Genomic DNA, 18,484 nt, shown 5'->3' with positions numbered 1-18,484 from the left:
AACATACTTTTTATCTTTGTTACGAGAAGAGAGAAGTAAACTGCCTTAAATGCAAAATGATGAGCAGTCCTATCCCATAATAACTTGTCAGTTTTTAAATTTTTTAATTAAAAGCAATACGTTGAAAAAATGGGCGGTTTTTTTAACACCACCACCATTTTTCTTTTAGCGACGCAAACCTAACTTCTTGATAAGTGTCTGATAACGATTTTGGTCAACTCCTTTAAGATAATCAAGAAGGCGCCGGCGTTGAGACACCATCTTCAAAAGACCACGACGAGAATGATTATCCTTTTTGTGAGATTTAAAGTGGTTTGTTAAATTAGAAATACGTTCAGAAAGTACAGCAATCTGTACTTCCGGTGATCCTGTATCACCAACTTTATTTGCGTATTCTGCGACAAGAGCTTGTTTACGTTCAGCTGTAATCGACATCGTATTATCCTTTCCAAAAACGAAGAAACATAAAGTCACCCATAGCCGAGATGTCGTTCAGCAAGGGTCTGTGAGGAAACAAGAAGAGTCGAAGACTCTTACCTATTTTCGTCCTTATATAGGAAAGAAGGTTAAAATACTAGTCCTTGACAGCATTTTGAAGTCTTTCTTTAAATAAAAGCTTTTGTTTTGAAATATTGATTTAAATAGAGTTTTATGAGAAGTTTTTTTAAGAATTATGCATCCTTTTGATACAAAGATTATGAGCGTGTGTGGTAACAAAGATGATAAATACCGATTTGGAGGAAAAAGATGCAGAGCATTTCAACATTAAAACTTTTTCGTAATTCGGTATTTCGAAATTTATGGTCATCTACTCTTATTTCTAATTTAGGGGGGCTGATACAGGCTGTTGGAGCAGGGTGGTTAATGGCGTTGATCAGTTCTTCGCATTCCATGGTGGGGCTTGTTCAAAGTGCCACAACATTACCACTTGTTATGTTTTCTTTGATGGCAGGGGCATTAGCGGATAATTTTAATCGGCGTCAAATTATGTTGTGTGCGCAGATTATGATGATGGTCATATCCATGAGTTTATCTGTTTTAGCCTATATGGGATTTCTAACACCTTGGCTTTTGTTATGTTTTACGTTTTTGATTGGATGTGGTACAGCTTTTTATAATCCTTCTTGGCAAGCAACGATAGGAGATATTGTGAGCAGGGAAAATATTCCTGCTGCTGTTAGTTTGAATAGTGTAGGCTTTAATTTGATGCGGAGTGTTGGTCCTGCTATTGGCGGTGCCATCATTGCAACTTTGGGGGCATCTGCTGCTTTTTTGTTTAATGCTATAAGCTATATTCCTCTTATCGGTGCGTTATTTTTCTGGAAGTCGAATTATAAAAAAAACTCATTGCCACGAGAAAGGCTGTTAGGAGCTGTCTCAGATGGTTTGCGTTATGTTGCGATGTCACCTAATCTCCTGAGTATTATGGTTCGAGCGTTCCTTTTTGGTATAGGAGCTATTTCTATTTTAGCACTTTTGCCAATTGTTGCGCATAAAGTTCTTGGAGGAAGTGCCCTTCTTTATGGTACATTGCTCGGTTGTTTTGGGTTAGGAGCCATGACAGCAGGTATTATTAATGAAGTTGTACGGCATCATTTTCGTTCAGAAACAATTATTTCAAGTGCATTTATTGGTTTCGCCTTTTCTTGCTTTTTATTGGGAATCAGCCGTTCACTAATTATAAGCCATATCGCTTTATTTCCTGCAGGTTTATGTTGGGTTTTGGCATTATCATTGTTTAATACATCTGTACAACTCTCTACACCACGCTGGGTTGTTGCACGTTCTTTAGCACTTTATCAAACGGCGTCTTATGGGGGGATGGCTATTGGAAGTGCAATCTGGGGAGGCTTAGCTGATGGTTATTCTCCAACAATTGCTTTGAGTATCTGTTCTCTATTCTTGATTTTTGGTGCTCTTGCGGGGGTAAAATTTAGAATTCAAGAAATTCCTCAGATAGATTTAAATCCTCTTGATCATTTTAGAGAGCCGGAACTATTACTCGACCTCAAAGCAAGAAGTGGTCCGATCATGATAATGATTGATTATCAAATTCATGAAAATGATCTCGAAGAGTTTCTCAAAGTGATGATGCGTCGACGCCATATCCGGTTACGTGATGGTGCGCGTCAGTGGGTCCTTTTACGAGATCTTGAAAGACCTGAATATTGGACAGAGGCTTATCATATGCCAACATGGGTGGATTATTTACGCCATAATCATCGTCGTACAAAAGCGGATGCAGAAGTCAATAAGCGTTTGCGTCATTTAAATTGTGCTCCTAACGGCATAAGAGTGCATCGTATGATTGAACGCCAAACAATACCCCAAGCCAATGAGATGCTTTTAAAAGCCTCCTCTGATCATCTCCCTTAGGGTTAAAACAGTTTTTGTAAAATATTAAATACGTTAGTTAATATTATTTCGATCGATTTGTTAGCATAATCATAACAAAAAATTGCTGTTTAAATGGTTAATAAATTGATTTATAATGATTATTTGTCGTTTTTCATGTTGAGTGATAGTCCTAAAAATCTTAAGCTTTTCTCGTTTCAAATCTATTTAGAGTAAATCAGTCCAAATCTTCGCTTGCACATTACAAATGAGGGTTAAAGTGTGAGTAAAAAACGATTGAATAAGAAATAAAAAGCCTCTTATGAATCCTTTCAAACGCAAGGATTGTTGCGACATTAAGAGGAAAAAGTGTGTGGTGGTGTTAGTTTATAGCACTGACTTAAATTTTGATATGAATACGGTAAATATAGACAATGGAAAGTACCATATTTTTCTTAATTGATAGAGAAAAATATCTTTCCCAAAAGGTAGGTGAGGAAAAGAATCGATTAAATTGTGAAAATCCGCTTCGGTTTAAATAAACTTTTGTCGAGGGTGCCAATGGCAAGAAGTTGTTCTTTGTAGAGGACAAAAATCTCATCTTCGTCAAGAGGTACTTTGTGATGACTTAAGAGGATAGAATGCCCCTTTATAATTCTCTGTGCTTGAGTTTCATTAAGGATATAGTGAGGGAGGCAATCCAATGCAGCGCTTGTTTCAATTAAGAGCTCATCGAGTGTTGTGAAGTTTTTTTCAAAAGAACGATTATTTTCATCTGTAGTGTTTTTATTTGGCGGAACGGCCGCTTTTAGTTCGTCCCATGTAATGAGATCTTCTTCATCAAAAGGTGCGACGGAAATACGCCTTAAATCAGCAATATGCCCATAGCAACCTAGATCACGTCCCATATCGCGTGCTAAAGAGCGCACATAAGTTCCTTTTCCGCAGGTTATTTCAAAGACAGAGTGCTTTTTAGTAGGCATTTCTAATAATTTGAAAGTTTCTATTTCCACTTCACGGGGCGGAATTTCAACAACTTCCCCTTCACGCGCTAAATCATAGGCACGATTTCCGGCAATTTTTATTGCTGAAAATTGCGGAGGCGTTTGCAAAATAATACCTGTATATTGAGGAAGAAGAGCAAGTATTTCTTCTTGTGTTGGACGTTTGAGAGAAGTTTTCGTTATTTCGCCCTCTAGATCATCTGTTGAACGCTCTTCTCCCCAAGCGATATGAAAACGGTAAGTTTTTTTGCCTTGCATCACGTAAGGGACGGTTTTGGTTGCTTCGCCCAATGCAATGGGAAGGAGACCAGAAGCAAGAGGATCAAGTGTTCCTGCATGTCCTGCCTTTTGTGCATGAAAGAGCCATTTGATTTGTGAGACAGCTTCTGTTGATTTCATTCCTTTTGGTTTATCAAATATGACCCAGCCAGAAACAGGACGCCCTTTTTTTTTGTGTTGCCGTGCCATATCTTTAATCCTCATCTTTATCACTATGGTGAAGATCGCGTGCAACCTCAGGCGAGCGAAGGAGAGCATCAATTTTTGAAAAATTATCAAAACTATTATCAAGTCGGAAACGCAGTTCAGGCATATATTTCATTTGTCGCAACGCATGACTGATTTCTCCACGGAGAAAACGACTATGTTTATTGAGGGTATCAACAACATCGGTATGAGAAGCATTTTTAAGAGTGCTGAGAGGTGATACAAAGCAAGTAGCAATTTTTAAATCTGGTGACATACGTACTTCAGAGACAGAAATAACAATATCTTTCAAGATATCATCAAGCAAAATATCACGCTGTAATATATGCGCTATTGCATGACGTACTTGCTCTGCTACTCTAAGTTGCCGTTGTGATGGCCTTGCATTTTTCATCAAAGTTTTATCCTTGCTACAAGATCTCTTTTTTTGACCATTTAGATAAGGGAAAAGAGATATTGTGTATAAAATCTAATAACTTTCTTCATTTTACAACAGAGTAAAGTTATTGGATTATTTTATAATGTGCGATTAATATGTTCGATACGGAAGATCTCAATGATGTCTCCTGCGCGCATGTCTTCATAATTTTCAAAGGCTATTCCACATTCTTGACCACTTTGCACTTCATTGACTTCATCCTTAAAGCGCTTGAGTGTTTTCAGCTTTCCTTCGTGAATAACGATATTATCGCGGATAAGGCGAACACCGGCTCCTCGTTCTATTTTACCTTCTGTAACACGACATCCTGCAACTTTTCCAATTTTTGTAATGTTAAAGACTTCTAGAATTTCAGCATTACCAAGGAAAGTTTCACGCTGTTCTGGTGAGAGTAATCCAGACATGGCAGCCTTGATATCGTCAACAAGATCATAAATGATGTTGTAATAACGAATTTCAATTCCTTGTGTTTTAGCAAAATCACGTGCTTGCTTATTGGCTCGAACATTAAAACCAATTACAGCAGAGTTAGAAGCTTCCGCAAGAGAAATATCACTTTCGGTAATTCCTCCAGCACCAGAATGTACAATACGCGCACGAACCTCATCATTTCCGAGTTTTTCCAATGCTGAAGCGATTGCTTCAATTGATCCTTGCACATCCCCTTTTATAATAAGAGAAAATTCCTTAACACCAGTCGTTTGCAATTTTGTCATCATCTGCTCAAGAGAACCACGCGAACCAGTTTGCCGCGCAACAGCTTTATCACGTGCTAATCGTTGACGGTATTCAGAAATTTCACGCGCTTTTGCTTCATGTGTGACAACAGCAAAACGGTCTCCAGCTTGTGGCGTTCCTTGCATGCCTAAAATTTCAATCGGTGTAGAGGGAACGGCTTCTTTGACATGGCGGCCATGGTCATCAATCAAAGCACGCACACGACCCCATTCATTTCCGGCAACTATAATATCAGAAGGGTGTAATGTACCTTTTTGAACAAGAACTGTTGCAACAGATCCACGTCCGCGATCCAATTTGGCTTCAATGATAACGCCCTCTGCAGTTCGTTGAGAATCTGCTTTCAGATCAAGCATTTCAGCTTGAAGAAGGATAGCTTCGAGAAGTTTATCAAGATTTTGACCAGTTTTAGCAGAAACTTCAACGTCCAAAGTTTCTCCGCCCATAGTTTCAACAAACACTTCATGTTGTAAAAGTTCTGTACGCACTTTTTGTGCATTCGCAGCTGGTTTATCAATTTTGTTGATAGCAACAATGATAGGTACACCAGCGGCTTTCGCATGATTGATTGATTCAATCGTTTGGGGCATAACACTATCATCAGCGGCTACAACGAGAACAGCAATATCGGTAACACGAGCTCCACGTGCGCGCATAGCCGTAAATGCAGCATGTCCTGGTGTATCAATAAAGGTAATTTTTTGACCGTTTTGTTCTACTTGATAGGCACCAATATGCTGCGTAATACCTCCCGCTTCGCCAGAAACAACATTTGCTTTACGAATAGCATCCAAAAGAGAAGTTTTTCCGTGGTCAACATGGCCCATAATGGTTACAACAGGAGGGCGCTGCTGCATGTTTTGAGGATTATCTGTTATATTAAAGATACCTTCCTCTACGTCAGATTCTAAAACACGTTTAACAGTATGGCCAAATTCAACAGCGATGAGTTCGGCAACATCTGCATCAATAACATCGCCAGGTTTCATCATTTGTCCTTGTTTCATCAAGAATTTAATCACATCAACAGAACGCTCAGTCATACGTTGTGCGAGCTCTTGAATGGTAATCGTTTCAGGAAGAACAACTTCGCGAGAAATTTTTTCTCTTGGTTCTTGATTTTGTGCACGCTTAAACTTTTCCTGTCTACGCCGCATTGCAGCCATTGAGCGTCCACGTGCGCTTCCTTCTTCGTCCAGTGCACTATTCAGAGTTAGCTTTCCGCGTCGCCGCTCATCAGCTCCTTTGACAACTTTTGGTACACGTATTTCTGATTTAGCAGGATTAGCACGCCGACTATGCCGTTCTTCCTCTTTATTTTCATCTATTTTGCGTTTTTCAACCACAGTTGTGTTTTTAGGCGCAATAGGAATATCTGTCTGTTCAATGAGAGGAGGAACAGGTGGAGCCTGTACTGGCGATATTTCTTCTTCTTGTTGGAGATGTATTTCTTTTTCTTTAATTTCTTGCTGTAAAATTTCTTCACGCTCTTTAGCGCGTCTTGCTTCTTCTTCGGCTTGTTCTCGCGTTATTCTTTCTTGGATATGTGCTTCTTCTAATGCGCGAAGTCTCGCTTCCATTTCAGTTGATGAAAGATTGCTTTTGGTCATAGATTCTTGAGGCTTTTTTCCCTCAAAACGCGGCTTAGAGCGCTGGGCGGCCACATGCGGCTTTGTAATGGGCTGTGGGGTTTCAGCTTTTTCATCAGGTCGCGTAATTTTACGCCGTTTGGTTTCGACAACGACAGCCTTCGTACGGCCATGGCTAAAATTTTGTTTGACCGTGCTCGTTTCCAAGACAGACCGCTTGAGAGTTAGTGTCTTCTTGACTGTTGTTTTGTCGTTGTTATTTTCACTCATTGTATTTCCTTCACGGCTTGTGCCGTCATCTCACTAGGCTTACTATGCTTGTCGTCACGATAGCTGATCAATTTATATGTCGTTTTGAGAAATCCCTCAGCAGCTTTTGTGTCCAATAAGGCCGCGTGCATTACAGGATTAGAGCCAAAAGCCACTCGCATTTCATCACTTGTAAATAAAGATATGATTTTTATAGTCCGATTTGTTTGTTGTTGTATTGAATGGATGGCCTGTGCAATTTTTCGTTTCCCATCTTCTGTTGTTTCTTTAGCATGAAGTACAAGAATAACTTTACCAGAGCGGATAGCAGCATCAACCTTTGTTGCTCCCATAACAATTGCTCCCGCTTTTCGTGCCATAGAAAGGCTTGAAAGAGCAGCTTTTAGTAAAAGCGTATCAACAACATGCACAAGATTTGGTGCAACCTCAACATCTGTTTTAAAGTTTCTATGAAAAGCTTTCTGTTTGATTGCTTTCTCAATAACAGCATGATGGGCAGAAATCCAAACGCCACGCCCTGGTAAATTCGCTTTAAGATCAGGAACAATTTGGTTATTGGGACCAATAACAAAACGGATCAGCGTTTGTGCTGAAGCATTTTTTCTAGTCACAATGCAAGTCCGTTCATTCATTTAAAGTGTATCCACATCCAAATCATCTGTTTTTTCATTTTCTGCAGAATTTTCATCTTCTACAGGATTTTCTGTAACAAGATCAGCTTGGTCTATCCAGCCTGCTTGTACACGTGCGGCTAAAACCATAGCTTCTGCATCCGCGCGTGTAATGTCAAAAGGGGTTAAAATACCAGAAAAATTCTGTGTTTGACCTTCTTTGCGTTCTCTCCAACCAGCTAAATCATCAACGGCATAGCCAGCAAAGTCTTCTATTGTTTTTACACCATCCTCACCTACAGCAACCAACATAGCACTTGTCATTCCAGGAAGTGTTCGCAATTCGTCAGAAACTCCGAGTTTTTTGCGTTTTTCATCAAGTTCTTTTTCTTGATGATCAAGATATTCGCGGGCACGACTTTGGATTTCAGCGGCGGTATCATGGTCAAAACCATCAATAGAAGCGATTTCTTCAAGATCAATATAGGCGATTTCTTCAATAGAAGAAAAACCCTCTGATGCCATAACCTGCCCGATCATTTCGTCAACCTCTAAGGCTTCCATAAACAATTTACTCCGTTCAGTAAATTCTTTTTGACGATTTTCAGATTCTTCCTTTTCCGTTAAAATATCAATGTTCCATCCTGTTAGTTGCGAAGCCAAGCGAACATTTTGTCCACGTCGTCCAATAGCAAGGCTAAGTTGATCATCTGGCACAATAACTTCAATCCGTTCAGCATCTTCATCAAGGATGATTTTAGAAACTTCAGCAGGTTGCAGTGCATTAACGACAAATGTTGCCGCATCAGGCGACCAAGGAATAATATCAATTTTTTCGCCTTGTAATTCAGCAACAACAGCTTGTACGCGACTTCCTCGCATTCCAACGCATGCTCCAACAGGATCAATGGAACCATCGCGTGAAACAACGGCGATTTTAGCCCGTGAACCTGGATCACGAGCAACAGATTTGATTTCTATAATACCATCATAAATTTCTGGCACTTCCATAGTGAAAAGTTTTACCATAAATTGGGGATGTGTGCGTGAAAGGAAAATTTGCGGACCACGCGTTTCACGGTGTACATCATTGACAAAAGCACGAATACGATCTCCATAGCGGAATGATTCACGAGGAATTAATTCATCACGGCGCACAATAGCTTCACCACGCCCGAGATCAACGATAACATTACCATATTCCACACGCTTAACTGTACCAGAAATAATTTCACCAACTTTATTTTTGAATTCTTCATATTGCTGATCACGTTCTGCGTCGCGTACTTTTTGTACAATAACCTGTTTAGCAGATTGTGCTGCGATACGTCCAAAATCCATAGGAGGTAAAAGATCAGCAAAAAAATCACCAATTTTTGCTTCTGCTTGATGTTTAAGAGCATCAGACAAAGTAATTTCCGTTGTGTAGTCTTCAACGACATCAACGATTTTAAGCAGGCGCTGTAATTTAATTTCACCTGTTTTAGAATTGATTTCAGCACGGATATTTGTTTCTTGACCATAACGAGAACGTGCTGCTTTTTGAATAGCATCAGCCATCGCAGAAATGACAATTTCACGGTCGATTGACTTTTCACGTGCAACAGCATCTGCAATTTGCAGAATCTCAAGCCTGTTAGCGCTTGTAGCCATCAATTTTCTCCTTCTTTGTGCCACACGATGGGTATTTCCCAGTGATATTATTTTTTGAAATTGAGCGTCTGTATAGAGTCGTTAGCTTTCTCTTCAGCAATGAATTGTTGACTTAACTCTTTATTTTTTTTCAATGCATCGCGAATAAGCTCATCGGTAAGCACTAAATGCGCATTTATGATATCACAAAAGGAAATAGGGGTATACATGGCTTCTCCATAAGCAGCTTTATCAGTGTTTAAAATAAATCCATCTTGCGTGATATTTGTAAATGTCCCGCGAAATTTTCGGCGTTCATCAATTGTTATTTTGGTTTCAATTTTTGCAAGATGCCCTTGCCAATGAAAAAAGTCAGATTTTCTTACCAATGGACGATCAATTCCAGGTGATGAGATTTCTAAATGATATTTGCGTTCAATAACATTTTGTACATCAAGGAGGGGGGAAACAGTTCGACTAACAGTTTCACAGTCTTCTACGGTCATAGAACCATCGGCACGTTCAACCATAATTTGAAGTGTTAAACCATTTTGACCAAGAAGTTTCACACGAACCAAACGAAAACCTAAAGGTTTAAGTAGTGGTATGACAAGAGCAGCAACCTGTGCTTCGATACCATCTTCTTCAAACAGGCGTGGTTCGTCAAGATTGCTTATTTTTTCAGCTTCGTTCATACATTTTATCCAAGTTGGTTTCATCAGTTTTATGATATTAAAAAAGAGCGGGTCCAACGGCCCACCCTTCATCATAAGACCAAGAATTTAGCTATTGATACTCTTAAATTCAAAATTTTTCAAGTTGTTTATGAGAAAAGCGCTTGATCATTTATTTCTTGATAAAGGTAAGATAGGCGGGCGTCCGTCCTTCGCGTAAAGCTTTTGCTTCATAGCGGGTTCCTTTCCATAGTGGATAAGGGAGTTTCCAGTCTTGAGGGTTTTCTGCTTTCCATTCAAAGTGATCATGTTGTGCACAATGGTACAAAGTCCAGTTTACATAACTGTCGATATCACTAGCAAAGCGAAAAATTTTCCCTATTTTAAGAACACGAGCAAAACGGTTAAGATTTTTTGTGTTGATGAAACGTCGTTTCCAGTGTTTCTTTTTCGGCCAAGGATCAGGATAGAAGAGGTCTATTCCATCAAGCGAGTTATCAGGGAGCCAATCAAGGAGGCGTGTAGCATCATCATTATAGAGGCGAAGATGATTTTGATAGTTTTGATGCTGTTCAAGAGACAACAATATTTTTGCCATGCCATTGATAAAGGGCTCGACGCCGATAAAACCGGTTTTTGGAAAATATTCCATTTCATGAAGTAAATGTTCACCTCCACCAAAGCCGATTTCAAGTCGAATTTCTCTTACTTTGCTTGAAAATAAGGATGTAAGGTTTGAGGGAGGTGGGACATTTAAATCAATATTTAAATTGGGGAGAAGCATTTTTATACGTGTAAGATGACTGTTTCGAAGTTGTTTTCCTTGTCGGCGTCCAAAAAATGCTTCACTCTTGCGTGTATTATATTTAATCATGGGATTTGGATCATTGTTTGAAGCGTTTTCACGAGATCAGTTTTTTCCCATGAAAACGAACCATCGTATTTTGGTTTTCGCCCAAAATGACCATAGGCAGCTGTTTTCGCATAAATAGGTTTATTGAGGTCAAGATGTTTTCGAATGCCGGTAGGTGAAAGGTCCATTATTTTGCGAATGGCTGCTTCAATAACTTTTTCATCGACTTTTCCTGTTCCGTGAAGATTGAGATAAATAGATAAAGGTTGTGCAATACCAATTGCATAAGAGAGTTGAATGGTGCATCGCTCTGCTAAATGAGCAGCAACAATATTTTTAGCCAGATAGCGTGCCGCATAGGCTGCAGAACGATCAACTTTTGTTGTATCTTTTCCTGAAAAAGCACCGCCTCCATGGGGTGCTGCACCTCCATAAGTATCCACAATAATTTTGCGTCCTGTTAATCCGGCATCGCTTTGAGGACCACCAATGACAAATTTTCCTGTTGGGTTAATATACCAACTGCATTGATCTGCAATGGGAATGTCATGTAAAGCTTGACGAATGTAAGGTTCAACCACTGTACGTACCTTGTTGGAATCCCAGCTTTCATCGAGGTGCTGCGTTGAAAGAACAATGGATGTGACCTCTATCGGTTTTCCATTTTTATAGCGTATGGTTATTTGGCTTTTAGCATCTGGTCCTAATTTTCCAGCTTCTCCCTCTCCTTTATGACGGGCTGTGGCAAGAAGTTTGAGAATTTTATGCGCATAATAAATCGGCGCAGGCATGAAATCAGGTGTTTCACGGCAAGCATATCCAAACATGATGCCTTGATCACCTGCTCCTTCTTCACCATGCCGATCCGTAGCATTATCAACTCCTCTTGCTATGTCAGCTGATTGAGGGCGCAAAAGAACATCAATTTTAACAGTTTTCCAATGGAAACCTGCTTGTTCATAGCCAATGGTACGAATAGCACGGCGCGCTGCTGTACGAAAACGCGTAGGATTAATGAGTGGAAAGCCAGTTTCATCATAGATAAATTCTTTATTTTTATCTTTTTTTAATAGCGTATCGGGAACACGCACTTCACCAGCGATAACAACACGGTTGACACTGACGAGAGTTTCACAGGCAACGCGTATTAACCATGGATCAGTACCAGTTTTTTCAGCTTCTTTATAGATCATATCAACAATTTCATCGGAAATACGATCACAAATTTTATCAGGATGTCCTTCCGATACCGATTCGCTCGTAAAAAGATAATCTTGATGCGGCATAGGAACTCCTTCAAAAAAGAAAATCAACGATTTAATTAATTTCTTACTAAAGTTGTCACGATTTGCTAATTCTACAGCAAATCGTCAATGAAAATTTATATGAATAAAAGAGAAAAGATATAATTTTAATTTATAGCTTATTTGTCAAATCTTCCTCAGAAAGTGCTTTTGCCAAATCAATAATTTTTCGACGCACTTTAGCATCAGATATATTTGTAAAAGCGCGCATGAGCTGAATCCCTTCGCTGCTAGAACAAAAGTCTATAAAATTGTGATCACTTTCAGCAAAACCCTCTACTTGTTGGGAGGTAATACCTTTATCAAAAAAGTAAGAAACAGGAACATCCATAATTTCCGCTATCGCTTGAAGACGACTGGCACCAATACGGTTTGTTCCTTTTTCATATTTTTGGATTTGCTGAAAAGTAATCCCTAATTTTTCACCTAGTTTCTCTTGAGTGAGTCCTAAAATATTACGACGTAAACGGATACGAGTTCCAACATAGATATCTATAGGGTCAGGTTTTTTTCTAGTTTCGGTCATAATGCAACTCTTTATTTCCAGCACTTTTCTTCTAAACCAACATCATATTTATGCGCAGCTGATTTATCATATAATTAAAATAATATGTAATATTTTTTCCCAATATTACTGGTAAACGCAACATAATACCGTACAAAGGACACTTGAATCATTTAAGCTGTTCTGTAGAACCAAAACCAACACGACACAATAGCATAAGGATGAATAAGATAAAAGTAGAGAAAGTTCTGTATTCATTGCTTCCTATAGGGGTAATGGATGATGGAACTTGTGAATCAATAATGCCCACAGCATTTTGTTGAAGAGCTACAACGATTCGTCCATAAGAATCAATAACAGCTGATATTCCATTATTGGCTGCTCGTATGAGGGGGATTCCCAGTTCAACGGCACGAAGTTGTGCTTGTTGAAGATGTTGATAGGGTCCAGGTGTTACACCAAACCATGCATCATTTGTAATATTAATAATTGCTTGAGGCGAGGAGCCTTTAAAAGTCATTTCATGGGGAAATATTGCTTCATAACAAATCAAGGGTAGATAAGAAAATCCGTTTGGCATTGTAACAATTTTGCGCACACTTGCAGCACTATATCCACCAATATTATCGGCAAGGGTACGCAATCCAATTTTTTTCAATAAATCCTGATAAGGAAGATACTCACCGAAAGGAACCAAATGAAGTTTATCGGAAGTATTTAAAATATTACCTTGAGCATTAATGACTGCAATTGTATTAAAATATTGTGTTTGGGAATGAGGTAGATCATTGCTGGCTCGTATTGCTCCGATAATAGCCCATTGTTTAGGTTTTAAAAGAGAGGCAATGCGCATTGTGATAGATGAGTTATCATAGAGAAGGTAAGGAACGGAAGCTTCGGGCCATACGATAAAATCGGGTTCTGAATTTTGGTCAGTTGTTGGCATTGCACTTAGATTCATATGCGCTTCCAACATAGCTTCTCGTGTATTATCACGCAATTTTATATTTTGTTGGATGGAAGGTTGAACAATGCGCACCCAATAAGAACTTTTTTGATTTTCAGCTGTGTTTTCTATAGTATGAAGACGATAAACCCCAAAACCACTGTGAATAAATATAAGTGATAAGCAGAGAGAAAGTGCTACTTTCTTTTTTTCATCTGTTAATAAAACAGTTGGCAAACTGTAGGCTAAGACAGCAAGAATATTCATTCCGTAAAGTCCCACGATTGCATCAGATTGCATGAACATTGGGGTTGGCATGGCTGTATAGCCAAGAGCATTCCATGGAAATCCTGTGAATAAAAACGCACGCAACCACTCGGCCAATCCTAATGCAAAGGCTAAAACAAAAAAGCGTGCTATTCCTTTTGTCCATAATAAACCAACAATGAAACCAGAAAAAAACCAATAAAGAGAAAGGTAGAGTGGAGGAACTAAAATGGCTAATGGGACTGCCCAACCAAAAGAATCTGGATCTGTTAACAAAGCATTGCATAGCCACCAAAGTCCGCAAATAAAATAACTAAAACCAAAGGTTCCACAGCTTAAAGCGTAAATAAAAAAATGTTTTTTATTGTTTTTTGCGGCCCGTATTGAGTCAAGTAAAACAATAAAGAGAGGGAAGGTTAAAAAGCAAAGAGGTGTCAAATAAAAGGGTGGAAGTGCAAAAGAAGTAAGAGCACCACACAGAAATATCCATGCTTGGCGCTTCCAACCGGTAACAGAGGACAAAAAAACGATGAAATTGTTTAAAAACGCTGGACTATTCTTTAGGGATGACATTGTTCTCAAGATTCTCATTTTTTGGAATGCGAAAAATACGCAATCGCTTAATCCGGCGTTTATCAGCTTCTAAAATACGAAATCTATAACCAGGTACAGCTTCGACAATTTCACCTTTGGCAGGAATGCGATCAAGAATGGAGACGATCAAACCACCAATCGTATCAACATCATCACCATATTCCCCTACGATAAAATCAGGACCAAGAGCTTTCTCCACATCTTCTAGTTCAGTTCTTGCATCAACGAGCCATTTATTGTTTGGTTCACGTACGATAGCATTGTCGACATTATCATGTTCATCTTCGATATCACCAACGACCAATTCAACAATATCCTCCATTGAAACGAGACCATCTGTTCCCCCATGTTCATCAATAACTAAAGCCATTTGAGTTCGTGTAGTTTGCATTCGTGTTAATAATTTACTTGCAAGCATGGAACTTGGAACAAAGAGAACAGTTCGGATCAGATCCAATTCACCGATTGGGGTATGTAAGTCTGTATGGTTTAATTGAAGCAAATCGGATTTCTGTTCGGTTTTTGTTGGGCTGACAATAAAGCGTGTCATATAGTTAAGAATATCGCGGATGTGAATCATGCCGCGCGGATCATCTAAAGTTTCAGCATAAACAGGTAAGCGAGAATGACCAATTTTTGCGAAACATTTAAGGGTTTCTCCAAGTGAAGTGTTTATTTCCAGTGCTTCGATTTCAGAACGTGGTATCATAACATCATCCACGCGTGCTTCACGTAAGCGTAAAATATTATGTAACATAGTACGTTCTTCAGGTGAGAAGAGGGCAGTGTCTTTTTCATTGTCAGTCGTGAGTGCAACGGTAAGATCATCGCGCAGTGATGTAGACACACAATTACGACCCCGTAAGAATGAAAACAAATGATTCATCAGAGAATATTTTTCTGTATGATTCGTCTGTTGAGAGGTTTTTTTTTCATTATTAGAAGATGTTTGACTATTATTTTGTGCATTTGTTTTGTTTGTCATGGTTTTGAAATCTTCTAAACTTTCTTTTTATAATTAGGTGAATGAGAGGCTTTAAATGGTATGCTCGTAATATTGATTTTAAAAGTTAAATTTTATCATTTATAGACAATTCAGCGTAAGGATCTTTTATGGAAAGCTTTTGCAGAATTTCTCTTTCGAGCTTTTCCATTTGATATGCTTCATTATCAGTTTCATGGTCATAGCCAAGCAGATGCAAGATACCATGAACAATCATATGCGTTAAATGGTCTTGAAATGTTTTTCCTTGTTTTTCTGCTTCGAGAACAACAGTCTCTCGCGCAATAATAATATCACCGAGCATGGGACCAGGTCGATTTCCAGCTTTAAGTGGAAAAGCAGGAAAGGATAATACATTAGTAGATTTGTTTTTGTTGCGCCATTGTGCATTGATTTGTGCCATATGTTTATCATCCGTAAAAAGCAGGCTAATCTCGCTTACAACATTTGCCAATGAAACATGATGCATAGTCGTCATTAATGCTTTTTCAGTGATATTATAAAGCATTTTCTCATCATTCCACCCTGCGCTTTTAACCATTATATCAATAATAATCATGATGAATCAAATTCATTTTTTAATGCACCGCATGCGAATGATTTTTTTTTATTTTGTATTTCGGAATCGCGATCATAAGCACGAACGATAGCAGCAACAAGTGGATGGCGTATAACATCTTTTTCATCAAAATGTACAATCGCAATATTTTCTACATTTGAAAGAATGCGAATTGCTTCAATGAGACCTGATTTTTGCCCTGTAGGCAAATCAATTTGGCTTACGTCACCGGTAACAATCATACGTGTTCCTTCTCCAAGACGTGTGAGGAACATTTTCATTTGCATGGGCGTAGTATTTTGTGCCTCATCAAGAATAACAGCAGCATGGGCAAGTGTTCGTCCGCGCATAAAGGCAAGAGGAGCAATTTCTATGACACCAGAAGCTAAAATGCGTTCTATTTTTTCAGCGGGCATCATATCATAAAGAGCATCATAAAGTGGTCGTAAATATGGGTCGACTTTTTCTTTGAGATCACCGGGAAGAAAACCAAGATGTTCTCCAGCTTCAACAGCCGGACGTGAGAGAATAATTCGCTCAATGATACCACGTTCTAGAAGCATTGCAGCATGAGCAACAGCAAGATACGTTTTGCCTGTTCCTGCTGGTCCTACACCAAACACAAGTTCAGTATGCTCCATAGCGCGTATGTAAGCATCTTGTATTGGAGTTCTTGCATGAATTATTTTTTTATGGGTACTCAACCGTGCTGGTATACGTTTCGTTGCAGATTTGTGTGTTATTGTGTCTTCTTTCTGCTTCTTTGGTATATTTGCCATAGCAAGCGCTCCTTTTATATCTGATAAAGTGAGCTCTTGGTGTGTTTTGGCACGTTCATAAAGTTGCTGCAATACATATTGCGCACGTTTTATAACAGAAATATTTCCACGGATTAAGACTTCATTACCACGCGGATGAATACTAAGTTCAAGTTTTTTTTCGATATAAGCGAGATTTTCGTCAAATTTACCAAAAACTGCTTTTGCATATTTATTATTTTCGAAAATCAAAACAACTTGGCTCGGATCTGAAGCGCTTGTTTGTTTCAAGGTATCAGCCTTTTCAAGGGACATATTTACTTTTTCTTTAATACGCTTTATTTTTTCGGTTGAAGCTTTCAGCCTATTCTCCATATCTACATAAATATTGCACGTTTTGTTAAGTAAATTCTATAAAAGACATTTTTTAAAAAAAGTGCACGTTTTAGATGTAATCATTTTCTTTTAAAATAAAAGAGTTTTCCAAAATATTTATTGTGAACAAGGTTTTAGAAGTATGTTTATCTATTTGTCACTTCACCAACAAAACTGTTTGAGCTTGCATTTTTAATATGAATTTCTATTACGCTACCTGTAGAGACTTCTGTATCTACGACAACAGGTAAAAGCCAAGGGGAACGTCCTACCATTTGCCCTGAGTGACGTCCAGGTTTTTCGATGAGAACGTTAGTTTTTTGACCAATTTTAGAACGCAAAAACGCATTTTGTTGCTCAAGGAGAAGGACTTGTAAATGTTGAAGGCGGGCATCTTTTACAGATTCATCAACATGATTTTTCATTGTGGCTCCCACTGTTCCAGGACGGGGGGAATATTTAAAAGAATAAGCTGAACTGTACTGTACTTGTTGAATAAGTTTAATGGTTTCTTCAAAGTCTTCATCTGTTTCTCCTGGAAACCCTACAATGAAATCGCCTGAAAAGGCAATATCTGGCCGTGCGGTTCGAATTTTTTCGATAAGATGAAGATAATGAGAGCTTTTGTGTTGGCGGTTCATAGCTTTTAAGATGCGATCTGAACCTGATTGAACAGGAAGATGGAGGTAAGGCATTAACATATCAAGATCTCGATGCGCGGCAATAAGGCTGTCATCCATATCACGTGGGTGGCTGGTTGTGTAACGCAAACGCTTTAAACCATCGAGTTTTGCAAGATGATAAAGAAGATCGCCAAGACGCCAAGTTTTGCCATCAGCACTTTGTCCATGCCAACCATTGACATTTTGTCCAAGCAGCGTAATTTCTTTGACACCCGCTTCGATGAGTTGAAGGGCTTCTTCAGTAATTTGCTCAACGGATCGTGATATTTCGGCACCGCGTGTATAGGGCACAACACAAAAAGTGCAAAATTTATCGCAACCTTCCTGTACTGTTAAAAATGCGCTAACACCTCGTTTTCTTACTGCATGTTTATTATGGGGCGGCAAATGAGCAAATTTATCTTCAACAGCATAGTCTGTTTCGATAATTTTTTTTCCTTGTTTGGCTTTCTCTAACAATTCTGGCAAGCGATGATACATTTGCGGACCAATAACAAGATCCACTGTTGGAGCACGGCGCAAGATTTCACTTCCCTCAGCTTGTGCAACACAACCCGTTACACCAACCATCAGGGGGTTATCAGGTGTGCGCTCTTGACGCATAACGCGCAAACGACCGAGATCAGAATAAAGTTTTTCTGCTGCTTTTTCACGAATATGACAGGTATTAACAAGAATAAGATCGGCCTCATTGGGAATTTGTGTTGTCACATAGCCTTGCGAACTGAGACTATCAGTCATCCGTTGGCTATCATAAACATTCATTTGACATCCATAGGTTTTGATAAAAACCTTTTTCGGAGCAACAGGAGGCGTATTTTTAGGGTTTACTTTATTCATGGTGCATGTGTAAATGTTTT

Annotated in this window: 16 protein-coding genes; 1 reads left to right on the top strand and 15 read right to left on the bottom strand. The window is 38.9% G+C overall.

Annotation, left to right across the window (positions count from 1 at the left end; translation table 11 throughout):
• Positions 1-165: 165 nt before the first annotated feature.
• The gene (rpsO, locus tag ACFIKD_RS02450; protein WP_005774142.1) at positions 166-435 is read right to left on the bottom strand and encodes a 30S ribosomal protein S15; all 270 of its coding nucleotides are present in this window, start codon (positions 433-435) and stop codon (positions 166-168) included.
• 312 nt (positions 436-747) lie between these two features.
• Here rpsO and ACFIKD_RS02445 point away from each other — a divergent pair, with 312 nt between their 5' ends.
• Positions 748-2,376 (top strand): MFS transporter, encoded by a 1,629-nt coding sequence (locus ACFIKD_RS02445; protein ID WP_375647137.1) that lies wholly within the window; start codon positions 748-750, stop codon positions 2,374-2,376.
• A 467-nt stretch (positions 2,377-2,843) separates the two neighbouring features.
• Here ACFIKD_RS02445 and truB read toward each other — a convergent pair whose 3' ends face one another.
• The 14 genes from truB to miaB all read right to left on the bottom strand — a co-directional run bounded on the left by truB (position 2,844) and on the right by miaB (position 18,464).
• Positions 2,844-3,806: a tRNA pseudouridine(55) synthase TruB gene (truB, locus tag ACFIKD_RS02440; protein ID WP_375635992.1), complete on the bottom strand. Its 963-nt coding sequence runs from the start codon at positions 3,804-3,806 to the stop codon at positions 2,844-2,846.
• 4 nt (positions 3,807-3,810) lie between these two features.
• Positions 3,811-4,218 (bottom strand): 30S ribosome-binding factor RbfA, encoded by a 408-nt coding sequence (gene rbfA / locus ACFIKD_RS02435; RefSeq protein WP_375635991.1) that lies wholly within the window; start codon positions 4,216-4,218, stop codon positions 3,811-3,813.
• 122 nt (positions 4,219-4,340) lie between these two features.
• The gene (infB, locus tag ACFIKD_RS02430; RefSeq protein WP_375635990.1) at positions 4,341-6,860 is read right to left on the bottom strand and encodes a translation initiation factor IF-2; all 2,520 of its coding nucleotides are present in this window, start codon (positions 6,858-6,860) and stop codon (positions 4,341-4,343) included.
• The gene (locus tag ACFIKD_RS02425; protein WP_375635989.1) at positions 6,857-7,492 is read right to left on the bottom strand and encodes an RNA-binding protein; all 636 of its coding nucleotides are present in this window, start codon (positions 7,490-7,492) and stop codon (positions 6,857-6,859) included. The genes infB and ACFIKD_RS02425 overlap by 4 nt, the downstream gene beginning before the upstream one ends.
• The gene (nusA, locus tag ACFIKD_RS02420; protein ID WP_375625637.1) at positions 7,493-9,124 is read right to left on the bottom strand and encodes a transcription termination factor NusA; all 1,632 of its coding nucleotides are present in this window, start codon (positions 9,122-9,124) and stop codon (positions 7,493-7,495) included.
• 47 nt (positions 9,125-9,171) lie between these two features.
• Positions 9,172-9,822: a ribosome maturation factor RimP gene (rimP, locus tag ACFIKD_RS02415; RefSeq protein WP_375647162.1), complete on the bottom strand. Its 651-nt coding sequence runs from the start codon at positions 9,820-9,822 to the stop codon at positions 9,172-9,174.
• Positions 9,823-9,949: 127 nt separating this feature from the next.
• Positions 9,950-10,651 carry a tRNA (guanine(46)-N(7))-methyltransferase TrmB gene (locus tag ACFIKD_RS02410; RefSeq protein ID WP_375635987.1) on the bottom strand — a complete coding sequence of 234 codons (702 nt, stop codon included), beginning with the start codon at positions 10,649-10,651 and terminating at the stop codon, positions 9,950-9,952.
• Positions 10,648-11,916, bottom strand: coding sequence for a methionine adenosyltransferase (metK, locus tag ACFIKD_RS02405; RefSeq protein WP_375647136.1), 1,269 nt, complete (start codon positions 11,914-11,916; stop codon positions 10,648-10,650). The genes ACFIKD_RS02410 and metK overlap by 4 nt, the downstream gene beginning before the upstream one ends.
• Positions 11,917-12,046: 130 nt before the next feature.
• The gene (locus ACFIKD_RS02400) at positions 12,047-12,460 is read right to left on the bottom strand and encodes a helix-turn-helix domain-containing protein (RefSeq protein WP_012754634.1); all 414 of its coding nucleotides are present in this window, start codon (positions 12,458-12,460) and stop codon (positions 12,047-12,049) included.
• 148 nt (positions 12,461-12,608) lie between these two features.
• Positions 12,609-14,243: an apolipoprotein N-acyltransferase gene (gene lnt, locus ACFIKD_RS02395; RefSeq protein ID WP_375647135.1), complete on the bottom strand. Its 1,635-nt coding sequence runs from the start codon at positions 14,241-14,243 to the stop codon at positions 12,609-12,611.
• A complete protein-coding gene (locus ACFIKD_RS02390; protein WP_375628544.1) occupies positions 14,206-15,231 on the bottom strand; it encodes a hemolysin family protein in 1,026 nt (341 codons plus the stop codon). The genes lnt and ACFIKD_RS02390 overlap by 38 nt, the downstream gene beginning before the upstream one ends.
• 85 nt (positions 15,232-15,316) lie before the next feature.
• Positions 15,317-15,808 (bottom strand): rRNA maturation RNase YbeY, encoded by a 492-nt coding sequence (ybeY, locus tag ACFIKD_RS02385; protein ID WP_375635984.1) that lies wholly within the window; start codon positions 15,806-15,808, stop codon positions 15,317-15,319.
• Entirely contained in the window at positions 15,805-16,929 is a 1,125-nt protein-coding gene (locus ACFIKD_RS02380; RefSeq protein ID WP_015857122.1) for a PhoH family protein, read from the bottom strand. Before ACFIKD_RS02380 ends, ybeY begins: the two co-directional genes overlap by 4 nt.
• A gap of 158 nt (positions 16,930-17,087) precedes the next feature.
• Positions 17,088-18,464 carry a tRNA (N6-isopentenyl adenosine(37)-C2)-methylthiotransferase MiaB gene (gene miaB / locus ACFIKD_RS02375; RefSeq protein WP_375647133.1) on the bottom strand — a complete coding sequence of 459 codons (1,377 nt, stop codon included), beginning with the start codon at positions 18,462-18,464 and terminating at the stop codon, positions 17,088-17,090.
• Positions 18,465-18,484: the final 20 nt, after the last annotated feature.

Source organism: Bartonella sp. CR84HXZ, from assembly GCF_042194535.1.
GTDB classification, from domain to species: domain Bacteria; phylum Pseudomonadota; class Alphaproteobacteria; order Rhizobiales; family Rhizobiaceae; genus Bartonella; species Bartonella grahamii.
The sequence above is the reverse complement of the archived record's forward strand: the minus strand, read 5'-3'. Positions and strand labels throughout refer to the sequence as shown.

Coding starts and splice junctions, on each gene's coding strand:
- metK (WP_375647136.1), bottom strand. CDS start 11,916: ATGCCGCATCAAGATTATCTTTTTACGAGCGAATCGGTATCGGAAGGA.
- ACFIKD_RS02400 (WP_012754634.1), bottom strand. CDS start 12,460: ATGACCGAAACTAGAAAAAAACCTGACCCTATAGATATCTATGTTGGA.
- rbfA (WP_375635991.1), bottom strand. CDS start 4,218: ATGAAAAATGCAAGGCCATCACAACGGCAACTTAGAGTAGCAGAGCAA.
- truB (WP_375635992.1), bottom strand. CDS start 3,806: ATGGCACGGCAACACAAAAAAAAAGGGCGTCCTGTTTCTGGCTGGGTC.
- lnt (WP_375647135.1), bottom strand. CDS start 14,243: ATGAGAATCTTGAGAACAATGTCATCCCTAAAGAATAGTCCAGCGTTT.
- ACFIKD_RS02425 (WP_375635989.1), bottom strand. CDS start 7,492: ATGAATGAACGGACTTGCATTGTGACTAGAAAAAATGCTTCAGCACAA.
- ACFIKD_RS02410 (WP_375635987.1), bottom strand. CDS start 10,651: ATGATTAAATATAATACACGCAAGAGTGAAGCATTTTTTGGACGCCGA.
- ybeY (WP_375635984.1), bottom strand. CDS start 15,808: ATGATTATTATTGATATAATGGTTAAAAGCGCAGGGTGGAATGATGAG.
- infB (WP_375635990.1), bottom strand. CDS start 6,860: ATGAGTGAAAATAACAACGACAAAACAACAGTCAAGAAGACACTAACT.
- ACFIKD_RS02445 (WP_375647137.1), top strand. CDS start 748: ATGCAGAGCATTTCAACATTAAAACTTTTTCGTAATTCGGTATTTCGA.
- nusA (WP_375625637.1), bottom strand. CDS start 9,124: ATGGCTACAAGCGCTAACAGGCTTGAGATTCTGCAAATTGCAGATGCT.
- rimP (WP_375647162.1), bottom strand. CDS start 9,822: ATGAAACCAACTTGGATAAAATGTATGAACGAAGCTGAAAAAATAAGC.
- miaB (WP_375647133.1), bottom strand. CDS start 18,464: ATGAATAAAGTAAACCCTAAAAATACGCCTCCTGTTGCTCCGAAAAAG.
- rpsO (WP_005774142.1), bottom strand. CDS start 435: ATGTCGATTACAGCTGAACGTAAACAAGCTCTTGTCGCAGAATACGCA.
- ACFIKD_RS02390 (WP_375628544.1), bottom strand. CDS start 15,231: ATGACAAACAAAACAAATGCACAAAATAATAGTCAAACATCTTCTAAT.